This is a genomic window from Sporosarcina sp. SAFN-010, from assembly GCF_059415065.1.
Genome location: NZ_JBPFDS010000001.1, coordinates 114610 through 131055, shown reverse-complemented (window position 1 = coordinate 131055; position 16446 = coordinate 114610). Strand labels below are relative to the sequence as shown.

Below are 16446 nucleotides of genomic sequence, written 5' to 3'. Positions count from 1 at the left end.
GTACAGGGATGGGGGAAGCGCAATGCATTTCAGTGTACGAACCGATATAGGTAGGAAACGCACGTTCAACGAAGACCAAGGTGCTGTATTTGTACTTGATAATGGCTATGCACTCGCTGTCATTGCTGACGGTATGGGTGGTCATCGTAGTGGTGATGTCGCAAGTGCAATGGCTGTCTCGTTAATAGGAGAGCATTTCAGCAAATTAGGTTCTAGCATACCTCAATCTAAGGAGACGTGGATTGCATGGCTTGATACGATTATTCGTAAAGTGAACCAGCTAATTTTTGAAAAAGCACAATCGTCTCCTGAACATGAAGGCATGGGAACGACGTTAGAAGCTGCAGTCATTGCAGAAGGAAGCTGTTACATCGCACACGTTGGGGATAGCCGGGTCTACTCAGTTAGTTCTGAAACAATCACTCAGCTGACTAAGGATCATTCTTACGTAAATGCACTACTAGCTAGTGGCGAAATTACGGAAGAAGAAGCGGAAGTACATCCTCAGCGGAATTGGATTATGCGGGCTGTCGGTTCTGAGCGCGACATCGAGCCTGAATTTTATCATGTACCTTTTACAAAAGGAGACTATTTGTTATTGTGCACAGATGGTCTAAGTAACAAAGTGGAAGCTGAAATGATGAGGGAACTCATTGTTGCGGACAACACTCTTGAAGAAAAAGTCATTCAACTGATTAATTTGGCTAACGAAAGGGGTGGAGAGGACAACATTACTGCGGTACTGCTTGCCTCCTCTGACCTTGGAGCTGATGCTGTATGATAGGTAATCGAATTGGTGATCGCTATGATATCATCGGCACAATCGGTGAAGGCGGGATGTCAAAAGTATACGTAGCACACGATGTTATTTTGGATCGGGATGTCGCAATTAAAGTCTTGAACTATGATTTTGCAAACGAAGAAGAGTTGAAACGCAGATTTCAACGTGAAGCGCTTTCTGCAACCAGTTTAACCCATGCGAACATCGTCAATATTTTTGATGTGGGAGAAGAAGACGAACTTCATTATTTAGTGATGGAATACGTGAAAGGTCTGACATTAAAGCGCTTTATTTTGGAAAACGGCCCACTCGAACCTGAAAAAGCCATTCCAATCATGTTGCAGCTCGTTGCCGCTATTTCCAATGCCCATCACAACGGGATAATCCACCGTGATGTGAAGCCGCAAAATATTCTAATGGATGAAGATGGGAACGTGAAAATCACAGATTTCGGAATTGCGATGGCGCTTACAGCAACATCCCATACGAAAACGAATTCCGTGCTTGGGACCGTCCATTACCTATCACCAGAACAAGCACGAGGTGGTATGGCAACTAAGAAATCTGACCTGTACTCGTTAGGAATCGTCTTTTACGAATTACTAACAGGGAAGCTCCCATTCTCAGCCGAATCAGCAGTGGCGATTGCACTCAAGCATCTTCAAGAAGAAACACCTTCTGTGAGGGCTGATTTCCCGATGATCCCACAAAGTGTTGAAAATATTATTTTAAAAGCAACCGCAAAAGACGCTAGACATCGATATGTCTCAGCGGATGCAATGTATGAGGACTTACTAACAGCGCTTAACCCGTCCCGTTCTAATGAACCAAAATTCACGATCCCGTTTGATGAGGACGAAACACGTGCACTTCCTGTCATCAAAGCTGCACCGAGTTTACTGGATTCTGAACAGACGGTGAAAATGGAGCCTGTTCGAATAGAGCCAGAGCCGGTGAAACCTGAACCTGTCCCTCAAAAGAAAAAACGTAAAAAGTGGCCAATTTTTGCTAGCATTGCGATTCTGATCGCTGCTGCAATCGCAGTCCTTTATATTACTGGCGTGTTCGATCAGAAAGTGACCGTACCTGACGTGTTAGGTAAAGATGAAGCGGATGCAATCGCGCTCCTTGAAGAAAATGGTTTTGTTGTTGACGACAAAGTTCCGCAACCATCTGAGGAATATGAAAAAGGCGAAGTTTTCCGAACGATACCTGAAGCAAACAAAGAACGTGATAAAGGAAGTTCGGTCAAGTTGTACATTAGTACAGGAAAAGAAACGATGACCTTTAGTGATTACACGGATAGAGACTATAATTCCATTAAAGAACGACTGGAAACTTATGAATTCAAGTCTGTTAACTCAGAAGAAATTTATGATGATCGGCCTGAAGGAACCATCTTGAGTCAAGACCCCGATCCGGATACAGAAGTAGTTCCGGGGGAAACAGATGTTGTCTTCACAGTAAGTAAAGGTCCCGAAACGAGGACGTTGGAAAGTTTGATCGGCTTCACGGACGATCAGCTGAATGCTTATGCAACTTCTTCAGGTTTCAATATCATTGTCGTCAAAAAGAGTAACTCGGATACCATTCCTGAAGGACAGGTCATGAAACAGGAACCATCTGCTAGCCAATCGCTTCCTATCGGATCGAAAGTCAACGTAACGGTTTCAAAAGGGCCAGCTCAAAAGCCTGTTAAAACTTTCGTGAAGCGTGTCAAGATTCCTTACGAAGTGATGGATGAGGATGGAACGTCTGATGAAGGGGAAGAAGAGAGAGCCCCTCAAACTGTTCGCATCTACATTCAAGACCGTGCGAACTCCATGACCGATCCAATAAAGGAATTTGAAATAACAGAGGATAAAGAGGAACAAATTAAAGTAGAGTTGGAAGAAGGTCAACGAGGCGGCTATAAAATTCTTCGAGGAACAACAATCATCGAAGAAAAGACGTTTGACTACAAAGATATTCAATAAGGATGGGGATAGGATGCCGGAAGGTCAAATTCGAAAAGCGATTAGTGGGTTTTATTATGTGAAGTACGATGGAGGAACGGTGCGCTGTAGAGGAAGAGGTGTATTTCGAAAGCGGAAGATCACTCCGCTTGTCGGAGACTGGGTAACGTACGTGCAAGAAGGGGAAGAAGATGCGACGATTACTGAAGTTCATCCACGAAAAAATGAATTAGTACGCCCGCCAGTATCCAATATTGACTTGGCGCTACTCGCTGTCTCTATCGTAGAGCCGACGTTCAGTTCTAACTTGCTGGATCGCTTTCTTGTCCTTGTCGAGTCGCATCATATTGAGCCGGTTATCTGTTTAACCAAAAAAGATAAAGCTAATGAAGCTGAGTTGCAGGCGGCTGAAGAGGCGGCTGCGTATTACCGATCGATCGGTTACTCGGTCCTGATGACTTCTATTGACGAACCCGGACTCTTGGAAAAGGTTCGTCCTTATTTAGAGGGACAGACTACTGTTCTTGCGGGTCAATCTGGAGTTGGGAAATCGACATTGTTGAATACGCTATTACCTAATCTATCCCTTGAAACAGGTGAGATCTCGGAATCACTTGGACGAGGTAAACATACAACACGTCATGTTGAATTGCATGAAGTGGGTGGTGGTTTAGTGGCAGATACACCTGGGTTTAGTTCTTTGGAATTTGAAACCCTTGAAAAACAGGAATTGGGAAGCTGTTTTCCGGAGTTCCTTGAAGCCTCGGAACAATGTAAATTTAGAGGATGCCTGCACTTGAAAGAACCTTCTTGTGAAGTGAAAAGACAGGTGGAATCCGGCGAAATCCTTCAAAGCCGATATAATCATTACTTGCAGTTCTTGCAAGAAATATCTGATAGAAAGCCGAGGTATTGAAAAGTATGTTAAAAATAGCACCTTCTATTTTATCAGCGGATTTTGCAAAACTTGGAGAAGAAATCAAAGAAGTGGAGCAAGGAGGTGCGGATTGGATTCACGTCGATGTGATGGATGGCCATTTTGTCCCGAATATTACAATTGGACCATTGATTGTTGAAGCAATCCGCCCAGTTACAACCTTGCCATTAGATGTCCACTTGATGATCGAAGAACCAGATCGCTACATTGAGCAATTTGCAAAAGCAGGAGCGGATTACATTACGGTTCACGTTGAGGCATGTCGTCATCTGCACAGAACGATTCAGCTAATCCGCTCTCATGGAGTGAAACCAGGCGTTGTGTTAAATCCACATACTCCTGTTGAAACCATTCTCCATGTGCTTGAGGATATTGACCTTGTTCTATTCATGACAGTGAATCCTGGATTTGGTGGACAGAAGTTCATATCTTCTGTCGTTCCTAAAGTTAAACAACTCTCTGATATTATTAAAGAGCGTAATCTGTCCATCGAGATAGAAATTGACGGAGGAATTACACCCGAAACGATTGGAACGTGTGTGGAGGCAGGCGCAACTGTATTTGTTGCAGGATCAGCGGTTTATAATCAGGATGACCGTGCTGCAGCGATCCAAAACATCCGTACTGCAGGTGAAAAGGTGCAATCCAAGTGAAGACAATCATAATATGTGCAGGGGGGCCAGAGGAAGAAATTATCCCTCTGGCTCTCTTTTTAGATGAAGAAACAGAGTTCATAGGGGCTGATCGTGGCACTCTCCAACTGCTAGATGCAGGAATCGTTCCATTGGCGGCGGTTGGAGATTTCGATTCCGTTAGTGAAGAGGAAATGGAAAAAATAGAGGGGGCAGGTTGTTTCATTGAAAGACGTCCTCCTGAGAAAGATGAGACCGATACTGAACTTGCATTAAACCTTGCTTATTCTTGGAATCCGGAAAGGATTATCTTGACTGGAGTAACAGGTGGACGTCTAGACCATATGTTTTCTGCAGTTCAACTCCTAGTTCGTAACGCAGGGGAGATGAAGTCCACACAATTGACCCTAGCGAACAGACAAAATGAGCTGACACTTCTTCAAAAAGGTACCCATATCTTCAAGAAGAATGACCGGTTTCCGTATCTATCGTTTTATAGCATGACAGAAGCTGTAAGGGGTTTGACGTTGACTGGAGTGAAGTATGAAGTATTCTCTGAAGACCTACATCTTGGTGATACTCGCTTTACAAGCAACGAGATTATTGCACCATCTTGTACTATCTCCATGAAAGCGGGCATATGTTTAATGGTAAGGAGCTCAGATTCCTGAAAGGAGTGGGGAGTTGCGGATTTATACTTTTACATTGCCTAAGTTTGTAAGTGGAATTGTACGAAAGTGCATGGTCGTGTTTTCTAAGGAGGATACAGCGAAAGCGAAATCGACCTCTACAGCATCTAAGAAGCGAAAAAAGCGACATGAAAAAACGCCGGGCTGAAATTCAGCCTGGCGTTTTTATTGGTTGCGGTCTATTATACGCGTTGAACTTTACCTGATTTAAGTGCGCGGGCAGATACCCAAACACGCTTCGGTTTGCCGTTTACAAGAATACGGACTTTTTGAAGGTTCGCACCCCATACACGTTTGCTAGAGTTCATTGCGTGGGAACGATTATTCCCTGCACGTGCTTTGCGACCAGTAATTACACATTCCTTAGCCATTTTATAACCTCCTCGCGAATGATGATTAAGCGTTTCACTTATAATTCGCATACTAGATTAATTTATCATATCCGTCTATCCCATGCAAGCTTTTTTCTCTGTTCTCTCAAGCAATTTTCCTTTACACGTTAAAGAAAACGCTTGCTTTCTTTTCTTATATGCTTGTATATAGTACAATGTGAACAGTGAAACTGGATTCAGGAGGGATAACGGCATGTCAATTCAAATGGAAAACGGTTATGGAAAAATTGATATAACGAATGAGACAATCGCCCGGATCGTCGGTGAAGCTACAATAGAGTGCTACGGAGTTGTAGGAATGGCCTCTAGACATCAAATTCGGGACGGACTGACAGAAATTCTGAGAAAAGAGAACTTCGGTAGAGGTGTCATCGTTAGAAACGCAGGTGCTGACACACAAATTGATTTGTATATTATTGTCGGTTACGGGACAAAAATCACTGAAGTTGCCTACCAAGTACAATCCAAAGTACAGTATACACTTAAAAAATCACTCGGGATGAAAATCGGTTCCGTCAATATTTATGTACAGGGCGTTCGTGTGACGAACCCGTGAAGGAGGAACACAGTTCTATGAAGTTGATGGATGGACTACAGTTTGCAGAGATGGTGAAAATGGGCGCATACCACCTTAAACAAAATGCTGATTATGTGGATTCCCTGAATGTATTCCCAGTTCCAGATGGGGACACTGGAACAAATATGAATTTATCGATGACTTCGGGGGCAAAAGAGACGGAAGCGAACGTTTCTGAACACCTAGGGAAGACCTCACAAGCATTGTCTAAAGGGTTATTAATGGGCGCTCGTGGAAATTCTGGTGTGATTTTGTCACAGTTATTCCGTGGTTTTGGAAAATCAGTTGAAGAAAAAGAATCGTTAACCGCAAGTGAATTTGCTGAAGCGCTCCGATATGGTGTGGAAACGGCTTATAAAGCGGTAATGAAGCCTGTGGAGGGTACGATTTTAACTGTTGCAAAAGATGCAGCAGCTGTTGCTGTGGAAACAGCAACGACGGAAACGGATCTCATTCAGTTAATGGAAGCGGTTTTGACAGAAGCAAAAGCTTCACTCAAAAGGACACCAGATCTATTGCCAGTCTTGAAAGAGGTTGGCGTTGTAGATAGTGGCGGACAAGGTCTTGTGTACGTTTACGAAGGATTTTTGGCTTGTCTTAAAGGTGAAGAATTGCCAGAACGCACAGTTGTCCAGTCAATGGACGAACTTGTAAATGCAGAACACCATCGTAATGTACAAGGTTTCATGGATACTGCTGATATTGAGTTTGGTTATTGTACGGAGTTCATGGTGAGATTTGAAGACGAAAAAACGAAGGACCATCCTTTTGATGAAAATGACTTCAGACTACAATTGAACGAAATGGGAGATTCTTTACTAGTCATCTCTGATGAGGAGATTGCGAAAGTACATATCCATACAGAAAACCCAGGGAATGCATTATCTTGCGGTCAACAGTATGGTTCCCTCATCAATATTAAAATTGAGAACATGCGCCAACAACACATGGACATTGTAGGGGATCAATCAGCACGTAAAAATTCCACTGCAAAGAAAACACCTTATGCAATCGTGACGGTTGCAATGGGTGAAGGAATTGCAGAGTTGCTCAGAAGTATCGGAGCCTCCTACGTAATTGAAGGCGGGCAAACGATGAACCCTTCTACTGAAGATATCGTCAAGGCGATTCAAGAAGTTGGGGCGGAACGTGTTCTGATCTTACCGAACAATAAGAATATCGTGTTAGCTGCTGAACAAGCGGCTGAAGTGATTGGAATTGAAGCGGCAGTCGTTCCAACGAAGTCTGTACCTGAAGGGCTCGCAGCCATTTTAGCGTTTAACCCTGAAGCAGACGTGACGACGAATGCAAAATCCATGAACGCAGCAGCTTCTGTTGTGAAAACCGGTCAGGTAACTACAGCAGTGCGAGATACTTCGATTGATGGCGTTTCAATTCATACAGATGATTACATGGCCATATCGAATGGGAAGATTACAGTAGCTACACCTTCACTAGAAACCACAATGAAGTCATTAATTGACGATATGATCACAGAAGATGATGAAATCGTAACAGTGATTTACGGTGAAGACGTTTCTGAACAAGATGCAAAACAAATGGTTGCTTATATTGAAGGTCAGTTCGAACACGTCGAAATTGAATTGTATAACGGGAAACAGCCGTTATACCCTTATATTTTGTCGGTGGAATAACAGAACATGAAAAGCGTCACGACTCCTAGTCGTTGGCGCTTTTTGTCCGTTTATAAGTAGTTATGAATTTTGTTTTCTAGCAGCTGTTCGTGTAGAATGAATACTAGGAATATGGGTAAAAGGGGGAGTTATTGTTGAAATTCAGATCCGTTTTTGAAATTATTGGGCCAGTCATGATTGGACCATCATCATCACATACAGCAGGAGCTGCACGTATTGGACTTGTAGCGAGAGATTTGTTTGGACGTCAACCGGAATGGGCGACGATTCACTTATATGGTTCGTTCGCAGAGACTTATAAAGGCCATGGGACGGATGTTGCGATTATCGGCGGACTTCTTGGATACGATACGTTCGACGAGAGAATCCGCACAGCGTTTGAAGATGCGGAAAGGCTGGGCATGTCTTTTGAATTCATCGCCGAAGTAGAGGAGATGGACCATCCGAATACTGCAAAACTAGTCATCGGAGATAAAGAAGGCGTCATGGAACTCATTGGAATCTCAATTGGTGGGGGCACGATGGAAGTGATCGAGCTGAATGGTTTTCCACTTCGCTTATCCGGACATTTCCCGGCATTACTCGTTGTCCATGATGATCGTGCGGGTGTTATTGCTAATGTATCGAACGCAATTGCTGCGCAAGATATGAATATTGCTCATATGGAAGTTGGACGTAAAGAGAAAGGGAAAATGGCGCTTATGGTTATTGAAGTCGATCAAGTCGTCAACGATGAGCTGATTGAAGAATTGCGTGCACTTCCAAATGTTACACAAGTATCGACATTGGCGAACTAAGGGGGCAGTTAAAATGGATGTTTTGTTTTCAAACGTAAAAGAACTTGTCGAGGTTGCTGAAAAAGAGCAACAACCGATTTCAGAGATAATGATTCGTCAAGAAATGTTATTAACGCGTAGATCACGTGAAGATATAGTTGCACAGATGGAAAACAACTTAGCAGTTATGGAGAGTTCTGTGGAAGAGGGATTGAAAGGTGTCCACTCTTCATCCGGTTTAACGGGTGGCGATGCAGTTCTTATTCAAAATTACATGAAAACGGGTAAATCTTTATCCGGAGAACTTTTGTTGGATGCAGTTAGTAAAGCGGTCGCAACGAATGAAGTAAACGCTGCAATGGGATTAATTTGCGCAACTCCTACAGCAGGAGCTGCAGGGATTGTCCCAGGTACGTTGTTTGCGGTGAAAAACAAATTGAATCCGACACATGAACAGATGGTCAATTATTTATTCACAACTGGTGCATTCGGATTTATCGTAGCGAATAATGCATCCATTTCCGGTGCTGCAGGTGGATGTCAAGCGGAGACAGGATCTGCTGCATCGATGGCGGCAGCAGCGATTGTTGAAATGGCTGGAGGAACGCCACAACAAAGTGCGGAAGCCTTTTCGATAGTGATGAAAAATATGCTCGGTCTCGTCTGCGATCCGGTCGCAGGGCTCGTCGAGGTGCCGTGCGTGAAGCGTAATGCTATGGGAGCAGCCAAAGCGCTCGTTGGTGCCGACATGGCGCTTGCTGGAGTCGTGAGCGTTATTCCGACCGATGAAGTTATTGAAGCAATGCATAAAATCGGTCAGTCGATGCCTTCTGCTCTGCGTGAAACTGCAAAAGGTGGACTCGCTGCTACACCGACAGGAAAAGCATTGGAAGCGAAAATCTTTGGTAAGGACAAGGAATCACGTGACACGGTCACTAAATGAGCCCGTTACCTTACTAAAAGGAATTGGCAAGTCAGCTGGCGAGCAGCTGGAAAAGCTAGGTGTCGAAACAATTGAAGAATTAGTTATGATGTTTCCGTACAGGCATGAGGATTTCAGGCTGAAAGATTTGTCTGAGACACCTCACGAGGAGCGCGTAACGATAGAAGGACGGGTGGAGAGTGTTCCATCCGTCCTGTTTACCGGGAAGAAACGCTCGCGGATGCAAGTTCAGTTGTTAGTCGGAAACCATCTTGTTAAAGCGGTATTTTTTAACCAGCATTATTTAAAGGATCGAATGAATCCAGGACAGATCGTGACCATAACAGGGAAATGGGATCGAGGTCGCCAGCTCATTAATGTGAGCAATTTTAAAGACGGGCCAAAAATCGGACAAGCTGACTTTGAACCTGTTTATAGTTTGAAGGGTGTTGTTAAACAGCCGACGTTTAGAAGATGGATGAGGACAGCGCTAGACGATGTCGTGCATGAAATTCCCGAAACGTTGCCTGTGCAGTTGCTAGGCTCTTATAAACTTCCAGGAATAGCGGAAACGCTTGAAATGGTTCACTTTCCGAACAGTCCAGAAGACGTGAAACAGGCACGACGTCGTGTTGTGTATGAAGAGTTGTTGCACTTTCAGTTGAAGATGGCTGCACTCAAGAAAGTGCGTAAAGCGGCAGGAAAAGGCACGACTATAGGGTATGACTTGGAAAAATTGAAGCAATTCATCTCTAGTCTGCCGTTCGAGCTGACGGGCGCTCAAAAACGGGTGGTCAATGAGTTATGTGCAGAGCTGAAAAGCCCATTACGTATGAATCGTCTGCTTCAAGGAGATGTCGGTTCCGGCAAGACGGTTGTAGCAGCCATTGCGCTATATGCCGCCATCACTGCAGGTTTCCAAGGAGCTCTCATGGCTCCAACAGAAATTTTGGCGGAACAACACGCAGAGACACTAGCTAGTTGGCTCGAGCCGGTGGGCGTAACGGTGGCGTTCTTGTCTGGATCTACAAAAGGGAAAGCACGACGTGAGATCATAGCTCGACTTGAAAGTGGAGAAATCGATTTGCTCATTGGTACGCATGCTCTAATTCAGCCAGATGTGAACTTCCATAGGCTTGGCCTGGTAATCACGGATGAGCAACACCGTTTCGGGGTTGAACAGCGTCGAGTACTTCGTGACAAAGGGGAGAGTCCTGATGTTCTCTTTATGACGGCGACACCAATTCCGAGGACGCTGGCAATTACCGTGTTCGGTGAAATGGATGTTTCTTTGTTGGATGAAATGCCGGCAGGACGAAAAGAGATTGAAACCCACTGGTTAAAAGAAGATTCACTCGCACCAGTTCTCCGTCGAATGGAAAAAGAATTGCAATCGGGTAGGCAAGCGTATGTCATATGTCCGCTCATAGAAGAATCTGATACGTTGGACGTTCAGAATGCTGTTGATGTTTTCGGCCAGCTATCGACGTATTTTGCGGGTCGTTTTACCGTGGGGCTCATGCATGGAAGACTGCACTCGGATGAAAAAGATGAAGTCATGCGTGATTTCAGTGAAGGGAAAACTGATTGCTTAGTGTCGACGACTGTTGTCGAAGTAGGAGTGAACGTACCGAATGCGACGTTTATGCTAATCTATGACGCGACACGCTTTGGCCTTGCTCAGCTTCACCAATTAAGGGGACGTGTCGGTCGTGGTGCCGATCAATCGTATTGTGTGTTATTAGCAGATCCGAAGACAGAAGAAGGTAAAGAGCGCATGATGACGATGGCTGAAACGAATGATGGGTTTTTATTGGCTGAAAAAGATCTTGAGCTCCGTGGATCGGGCGACTTCTTCGGCAAGAAGCAAAGTGGATTACCCGAATTTAAAATGGCGGATTTAATACATGATTATCGTGCGTTGGAAACGGCTCGACAAGATGCAGAACAGTTGTTGGAAATGGATGCGTTTTGGACAGATCCTGATTATAAGAGCCTCCGGACAACTGTGGAAGAATCAGGCGTGTTGCAAAATGAGCGTATTGATTAACAACTGAAAACGGCAACTATATTTTTGAAAGAAGTTATGCAATGTGAATTTTGGAATGCAAAGAGAATGTCCACTCTTGCATTCTTTTTTTTATCTTTATATACTGTTACTATTACCAAGTGCTAAACGTGAGGAGTGACTATGTTGCGAGTACCTAAAAAAGATCGTCAGCATCAGCTGGCACAGCTGTTAGATGCTACTCCTTTTTTAACGGATGAAGAAATCGCACAGCACTTCAACGTGAGCGTGCAGACCATTCGGCTGGACCGTCTTGAATGTGGAATTCCTGAATTGAGGGAACGCATGAGGACTGCGGCGACTGAAACGATTGCGGATAAAGTAAAAGCGCTGCAACAAGAAGAAGTGATCGGAGAAATCATTGATATCGAATTGGATAGCAAAGCGATATCGATTCTCGATATTACACCACTCCATGTGTTCCAAAAAAGCGGCATCGCCCGTGGACACCATTTGTTCGGACAAGCGAATTCACTAGCTGTTGCTGTTCTTGACGATGAGCTCGCACTTACGGCGAAGTCTGTGCTACACTTTGTCAAGCCAGTTAAAGCAGGAGAGCGTGTCATAGCTCGAGCGATTGTCCGTGAAAAAAGGGACAATCGGACTCTTGTCGATGTGACTTCAACAGTTGGAGATGAAAAGGTCTTCAGTGGTGAATTTCAAATGTATCGCTCCACAGGAACGAGTCAGGAGGAAGTTGAATGAAAATCGCAGTAGACGCGATGGGGGGCGACCATGCCCCAAAAGAAATTATCGCAGGCGCATTGCAAAGTCTTCAAGAATATAACGATATACATATACAGCTGTTTGGCGACGAGGAAAAAATGAAGCCTTATTTAACAGCACACGACCGTTTAACCGTCCATCATTGCAGCGAGGTCATTACCTCGGAAGATGAGCCTGTAAGAGCGGTCCGACGAAAAAAAGATGCATCTATGGTCCGTATGGCGAAAGCAGTGAATGATGGTGAAGCAGACGCTTGTGTATCGGCAGGAAACACAGGTGCATTGATGGCAGCGGGGTTGTTCATCGTCGGTCGAATTGACGGTATTGAAAGACCTGCCCTTGCCCCGACGCTACCGACGATTGGTGGAGAGGGATTCGTTTTACTTGATGTTGGAGCGAATGCTGACGCGAAACCGAGCCAGCTCGTTCAATATGCGATTATGGGAAGTATTTATGCAGAAAAAGTTCGTGGTATTCAAAATCCGCGAGTTGGCTTGTTGAATATCGGGACAGAAGCAGGTAAAGGAAATGACTTAACAAAAGCTACTTATGATGAGTTAATGAAAGCCCCATTGAACTTTATCGGCAATATTGAGGCACGTGATTTGTTAACCGGTACAACAGACGTTGCTGTCACAGATGGGTTTACAGGTAATATGGTATTGAAAACGATAGAAGGAACAGCTTCAGGTTTGTTTTCTATGATTAAAGATGTGTTTGCATCTTCCATTAAAACGAAAATCTCTGCAGCACTTGTAAAAGACGATTTGCGTGGCTTGAAAAAGCAGATGGATTATACAGAATACGGGGGAGCAGGTCTATTCGGTTTGAACGCCCCAGTAATTAAAGCACATGGATCGTCCAATGCAAATGCAGTAAAAAATGCAATCCGTCAGGCACGTATCATGGCGGAACATCACGTGAGTGAAACAATTCGTGAAACCATTAAAGAGGAGGAGACACGATGACAAAGGTAGCGTTTCTATTCCCGGGACAAGGTTCCCAAAAAGTGGGCATGGGTGTTGAATTAGCAGCACAAAAAGGAAGTCAGCGATTTTTTGAAACAGCAGATCGCGAATTAGGATTCGGGTTAAGTGGTTTGATAACAGACGGACGACAGGAAGAATTGACAGTCACATATAATGCTCAACCCGCATTGTTAACTGTTGGGGCAATGATTTCTGACCGTTTGAAAGAGGCAGGAATTCAGGCTTCTTATACGGCAGGTCATAGTCTGGGAGAGTATACAGCGCTTTACGCATCGGGGGTTCTTTCCTTTGAAGATGCAGTGAAAACGGTGCACAAACGTGGGTTATTCATGAACGAAGCAATGCCTGCAGGTGAAGGTGCAATGGCAGCAATCCTTGGACTTGATTTAGAAACACTGACTGAGGTGACGAAAGCGGTCTCTGCTGAAGGGAATCTTGTTCAGCCAGCAAATCTCAACTGTCCAGGACAAGTTGTTATTTCTGGAACAAAAGCTGGAGTGGATGAGGCGTGTATCCGCTTGAAAGAAGCAGGAGCTAAACGTGCCCTCATGCTTGACGTGAGTGGTCCGTTCCACTCTGAACTTATGCGTCCAGCAGCAGGAAAACTCGGTGAAGTGCTAGAAAGTATAGATATGAACGAAGCGGAAGTTCCAGTCATTGCCAATGTGACGGCTCAACCCGTAACAGAAAGCATTGAAGTAAAACGTTTGTTGATCGAACAGTTATCGTCACCTGTCCGATGGGAAGAATCCGTTCGTCAAATGCTTGAATTAGGGGTAACGCAATTCATAGAGTGCGGACCTGGTAAAGTACTGAGCGGTCTCGTTCGTAAAATCGACAGAAATGCAACGGTTTGGCCAGTATACGATGAAGAGACACTGAATGCAGTGATAGAAGCGTCGAAGGAGTGGTCGTAATGGGGAAGTTTGCAGGAAAAACAGCGGTTGTGACGGGTGCGTCTAGAGGGATTGGACGTGAAGTTGCATTATTACTTGCTCGTGAAGGTGCGAATGTGACGGTTAACTACAGCGGAAGTCAGGAGCGAGCTGAGCAAGTCGTTCAGGAAATCGAAACGAATGGCGGCAAAGCGATTGCTGTTCAAGCGGATGTAACGTCAGCTGATAGTGTGAAAGCTCTTATGGAACAAACCCTTGAGACATTCGGATCGATTGATCTCCTCGTCAATAACGCAGGGATTACGAAAGATAATTTGCTCATGCGTATGAAAGAGGACGAATGGGATGCGGTTATCGATACGAATTTAAAAGGTGTTTTCTTATGCACAAAAGCGGTTTCCCGACAAATGATGAAGCAACGTGCGGGTCGTATCGTGAACATGGCGTCAGTTGTTGGAATCGCAGGTAACCCGGGCCAAGCAAACTATGTAGCGGCGAAGGCCGGCGTAATCGGACTGACGAAAACGACAGCCAAAGAACTTGCATCTCGTGGAATCACGGTCAATGCAGTCGCACCTGGATTCATCACAACAGACATGACAGATGCATTAGGTGAGGATATGAAGGATCAGCTACTTAGTGGAATTCCTTTAGGAACCCTAGGACGACCTGAAGATGTCGCAAAAGCAGTAGCCTTCTTCTTGTCTGATGATGCTTCTTATGTAACTGGACAAGTATTGAATGTAGACGGCGGCATGGTTATGTAAGTGGGGTGCGTTTTTAATCTCTTGAATTGGATTATTTTTAACTTGATGCTAGTTGATTGAAGTGAAAGATGGCGACTCCAGAGGGAAATGCGAAGATTGAAGACCCCGCAAGGAGCCACGCGTCTGAGGAGGCTGAGATCAAGCCCCTCGGAAAGCGTCCACCTGAAACGGAAATCAACGGTGGCCAGGGCTCTGGGTCGCTTCGGAATATGAAAACAGGACAAAAGCGTCCTGTTGTTCAATTCCTCCAGCGCCCGTCGCCTCTAACCAGGCTGCCTACGCTTTTTACTTGATCCAGCTTCGGTGGCCAGAGGCTCGGGGTCGCTTCGGAATATGAAAACAGGACAAAAAGCGTCCTGTTGTTCAATTCCTCCAGCGCCCGTCGCCTCTACCCGGCCACCTACGCTTTTCTCTTAATCCAGCTACAGTAGCCAGGGCTCGGGGTCGTTTCGGAAGGAAAAACAGGACAAAGAGCGTCCTGCTGTTTCCTTCCTCCAACGCCCGTCGCCCTAATCGGCTACTTCCGCTTTTTACTTTGAAAGGAGGTGAAATACATTGGCTACAGTCTTAGAGCGTGTTACAAAGGTAGTTGTCGACCGTTTGGGAGTCGATGAAAGCGAAGTGAAACCAGAAGCTTCTTTCACTGATGATCTTGGTGCAGACTCATTGGATGTTGTTGAATTGGTTATGGAACTAGAAGACGAATTCGACATGGAAATTTCTGATGATGATGCTGAAAAAATCAGTACTGTTGGAAGTGCTGTCTCATATATCGAAGAAAAAACTAAATGAGTATAGCACAGAGACTCTTTCGACCCTTCACATAAGGTCGGGAGTGTCTCTTTTCTATTTTGCACTACGCTAGCGGACAGGGTAGAATAAAGAGGAACTTGTTAAAGAAGGGCGGATTTTTTGAATGACGACGAATAAAAGAGTAAAAGATAAGCCAGCTAAGACCGTGTTACCAGTAGCGGTACGGAAAAAGTTTGAGGAGCTGCAAGAACGACTTGAAGTTCGCTTTGAGAATGTATCCTTGCTGTACAACGCATTTACCCATTCATCCTATGTGAATGAGCATCGAGGTAAGAAGTACTCGGACAATGAACGGTTGGAGTTTTTAGGAGATGCTGTTCTTGAGCTGGCTGTGTCGCAATATTTATTTGCAACTGAACCGAACAAAAGTGAAGGAGAGCTAACGAAGTTGCGTGCAGCTATTGTTTGTGAACCGTCCCTTGTGACGTTCTCTACCGAACTTAACTTTGGAGAGTATATCCTTTTAGGAAAAGGCGAAGAGCTAACTGGCGGACGCACACGACCTGCTCTACTAGCAGATGTGTTTGAAGCATTTATCGGAGCCCTTTATCTCGATCAAGGATTTGAAGTGTCGATTGATTTTCTAGAACGTACGGTATTCCCGAAAATTGGACTTGGAGCTTTTTCGCATGTGATGGATTACAAAAGCCGGTTACAAGAAATTGTCCAACAGACAAATCATGGGCAGCTTAACTATCGGATTGTTGAAGAATCAGGTCCTGCACATGCGAAAAAGTTTCTCACATACGTACAACTTGGAGACACAAAACTTGGAGAAGGTATTGGGAGATCGAAAAAAGAAGCTGAACAGGAAGCGGCTCGTCAGGCGATCCAGCAGTTATTGGATGAGCATACGAAAGAGGAGAGCTGA

Annotated in this window: 18 protein-coding genes; 17 read left to right on the top strand and 1 reads right to left on the bottom strand. The window is 44.7% G+C overall.

The window, feature by feature from the left end; translation table 11 throughout:
• Positions 1–22 precede the first annotated feature (22 nt).
• The 6 genes from ACR65F_RS00650 to spoVM are packed head-to-tail and all read left to right on the top strand — an operon-like array spanning position 23 to position 5142.
• Positions 23–781: a Stp1/IreP family PP2C-type Ser/Thr phosphatase gene (locus tag ACR65F_RS00650; protein ID WP_440502775.1), complete on the top strand. Its 759-nt coding sequence runs from the start codon at positions 23–25 to the stop codon at positions 779–781.
• On the top strand, positions 778–2757 hold the full coding sequence (gene pknB / locus ACR65F_RS00645) for a Stk1 family PASTA domain-containing Ser/Thr kinase (RefSeq protein ID WP_440502774.1): 1980 nt from the start codon (positions 778–780) through the stop codon (positions 2755–2757). The genes ACR65F_RS00650 and pknB overlap by 4 nt, the downstream gene beginning before the upstream one ends.
• A 13-nt stretch (positions 2758–2770) precedes the next feature.
• Positions 2771–3652: a ribosome small subunit-dependent GTPase A gene (gene rsgA / locus ACR65F_RS00640; RefSeq protein WP_440502772.1), complete on the top strand. Its 882-nt coding sequence runs from the start codon at positions 2771–2773 to the stop codon at positions 3650–3652.
• A gap of 5 nt (positions 3653–3657) precedes the next feature.
• Positions 3658–4326, top strand: a complete 669-nt coding sequence (gene rpe, locus ACR65F_RS00635; RefSeq protein ID WP_440502771.1) for a ribulose-phosphate 3-epimerase — start codon at positions 3658–3660, stop codon at positions 4324–4326.
• Positions 4323–4976, top strand: a complete 654-nt coding sequence (locus tag ACR65F_RS00630; RefSeq protein WP_440502770.1) for a thiamine diphosphokinase — start codon at positions 4323–4325, stop codon at positions 4974–4976. Before rpe ends, ACR65F_RS00630 begins: the two co-directional genes overlap by 4 nt.
• A gap of 13 nt (positions 4977–4989) precedes the next feature.
• Complete coding sequence (gene spoVM / locus ACR65F_RS00625; protein WP_156028917.1) at positions 4990–5142, top strand: stage V sporulation protein SpoVM; 153 nt, start codon at positions 4990–4992, stop codon at positions 5140–5142.
• Positions 5143–5176: 34 nt separating this feature from the next.
• On the opposite strand, the gene rpmB is transcribed toward spoVM, so the two are convergent.
• Complete coding sequence (gene rpmB, locus ACR65F_RS00620; RefSeq protein ID WP_039041889.1) at positions 5177–5365, bottom strand: 50S ribosomal protein L28; 189 nt, start codon at positions 5363–5365, stop codon at positions 5177–5179.
• A 214-nt stretch (positions 5366–5579) separates the two neighbouring features.
• On the opposite strand from rpmB, the gene ACR65F_RS00615 reads away from it, so the two are divergent.
• From ACR65F_RS00615 to rnc, 11 genes are all read left to right on the top strand, one after another.
• Positions 5580–5942: an Asp23/Gls24 family envelope stress response protein gene (locus ACR65F_RS00615; protein WP_440502768.1), complete on the top strand. Its 363-nt coding sequence runs from the start codon at positions 5580–5582 to the stop codon at positions 5940–5942.
• A gap of 17 nt (positions 5943–5959) precedes the next feature.
• Positions 5960–7618, top strand: coding sequence for a DAK2 domain-containing protein (locus tag ACR65F_RS00610; protein ID WP_440502767.1), 1659 nt, complete (start codon positions 5960–5962; stop codon positions 7616–7618).
• 134 nt (positions 7619–7752) lie between these two features.
• Positions 7753–8415, top strand: a complete 663-nt coding sequence (gene sdaAB / locus ACR65F_RS00605) for an L-serine ammonia-lyase, iron-sulfur-dependent subunit beta (RefSeq protein WP_039041891.1) — start codon at positions 7753–7755, stop codon at positions 8413–8415.
• A gap of 13 nt (positions 8416–8428) precedes the next feature.
• The gene (sdaAA, locus tag ACR65F_RS00600) at positions 8429–9337 is read left to right on the top strand and encodes an L-serine ammonia-lyase, iron-sulfur-dependent, subunit alpha (protein ID WP_039041892.1); all 909 of its coding nucleotides are present in this window, start codon (positions 8429–8431) and stop codon (positions 9335–9337) included.
• Positions 9234–11366 carry an ATP-dependent DNA helicase RecG gene (recG, locus tag ACR65F_RS00595; RefSeq protein WP_440502766.1) on the top strand — a complete coding sequence of 711 codons (2133 nt, stop codon included), beginning with the start codon at positions 9234–9236 and terminating at the stop codon, positions 11364–11366. The genes sdaAA and recG overlap by 104 nt, the downstream gene beginning before the upstream one ends.
• Positions 11367–11510: 144 nt before the next feature.
• Positions 11511–12089, top strand: coding sequence for a transcription factor FapR (gene fapR, locus ACR65F_RS00590; RefSeq protein ID WP_440503201.1), 579 nt, complete (start codon positions 11511–11513; stop codon positions 12087–12089).
• A complete protein-coding gene (plsX, locus tag ACR65F_RS00585; RefSeq protein ID WP_039041895.1) occupies positions 12086–13078 on the top strand; it encodes a phosphate acyltransferase PlsX in 993 nt (330 codons plus the stop codon). Before fapR ends, plsX begins: the two co-directional genes overlap by 4 nt.
• Entirely contained in the window at positions 13075–14016 is a 942-nt protein-coding gene (fabD, locus tag ACR65F_RS00580) for an ACP S-malonyltransferase (RefSeq protein WP_440502765.1), read from the top strand. Before plsX ends, fabD begins: the two co-directional genes overlap by 4 nt.
• Positions 14016–14762, top strand: coding sequence for a 3-oxoacyl-[acyl-carrier-protein] reductase (gene fabG / locus ACR65F_RS00575; RefSeq protein WP_440502763.1), 747 nt, complete (start codon positions 14016–14018; stop codon positions 14760–14762). The genes fabD and fabG overlap by 1 nt, the downstream gene beginning before the upstream one ends.
• A 555-nt stretch (positions 14763–15317) precedes the next feature.
• On the top strand, positions 15318–15554 hold the full coding sequence (locus ACR65F_RS00570) for an acyl carrier protein (RefSeq protein WP_025785086.1): 237 nt from the start codon (positions 15318–15320) through the stop codon (positions 15552–15554).
• 124 nt (positions 15555–15678) lie between these two features.
• Entirely contained in the window at positions 15679–16446 is a 768-nt protein-coding gene (gene rnc / locus ACR65F_RS00565) for a ribonuclease III (protein ID WP_039041899.1), read from the top strand.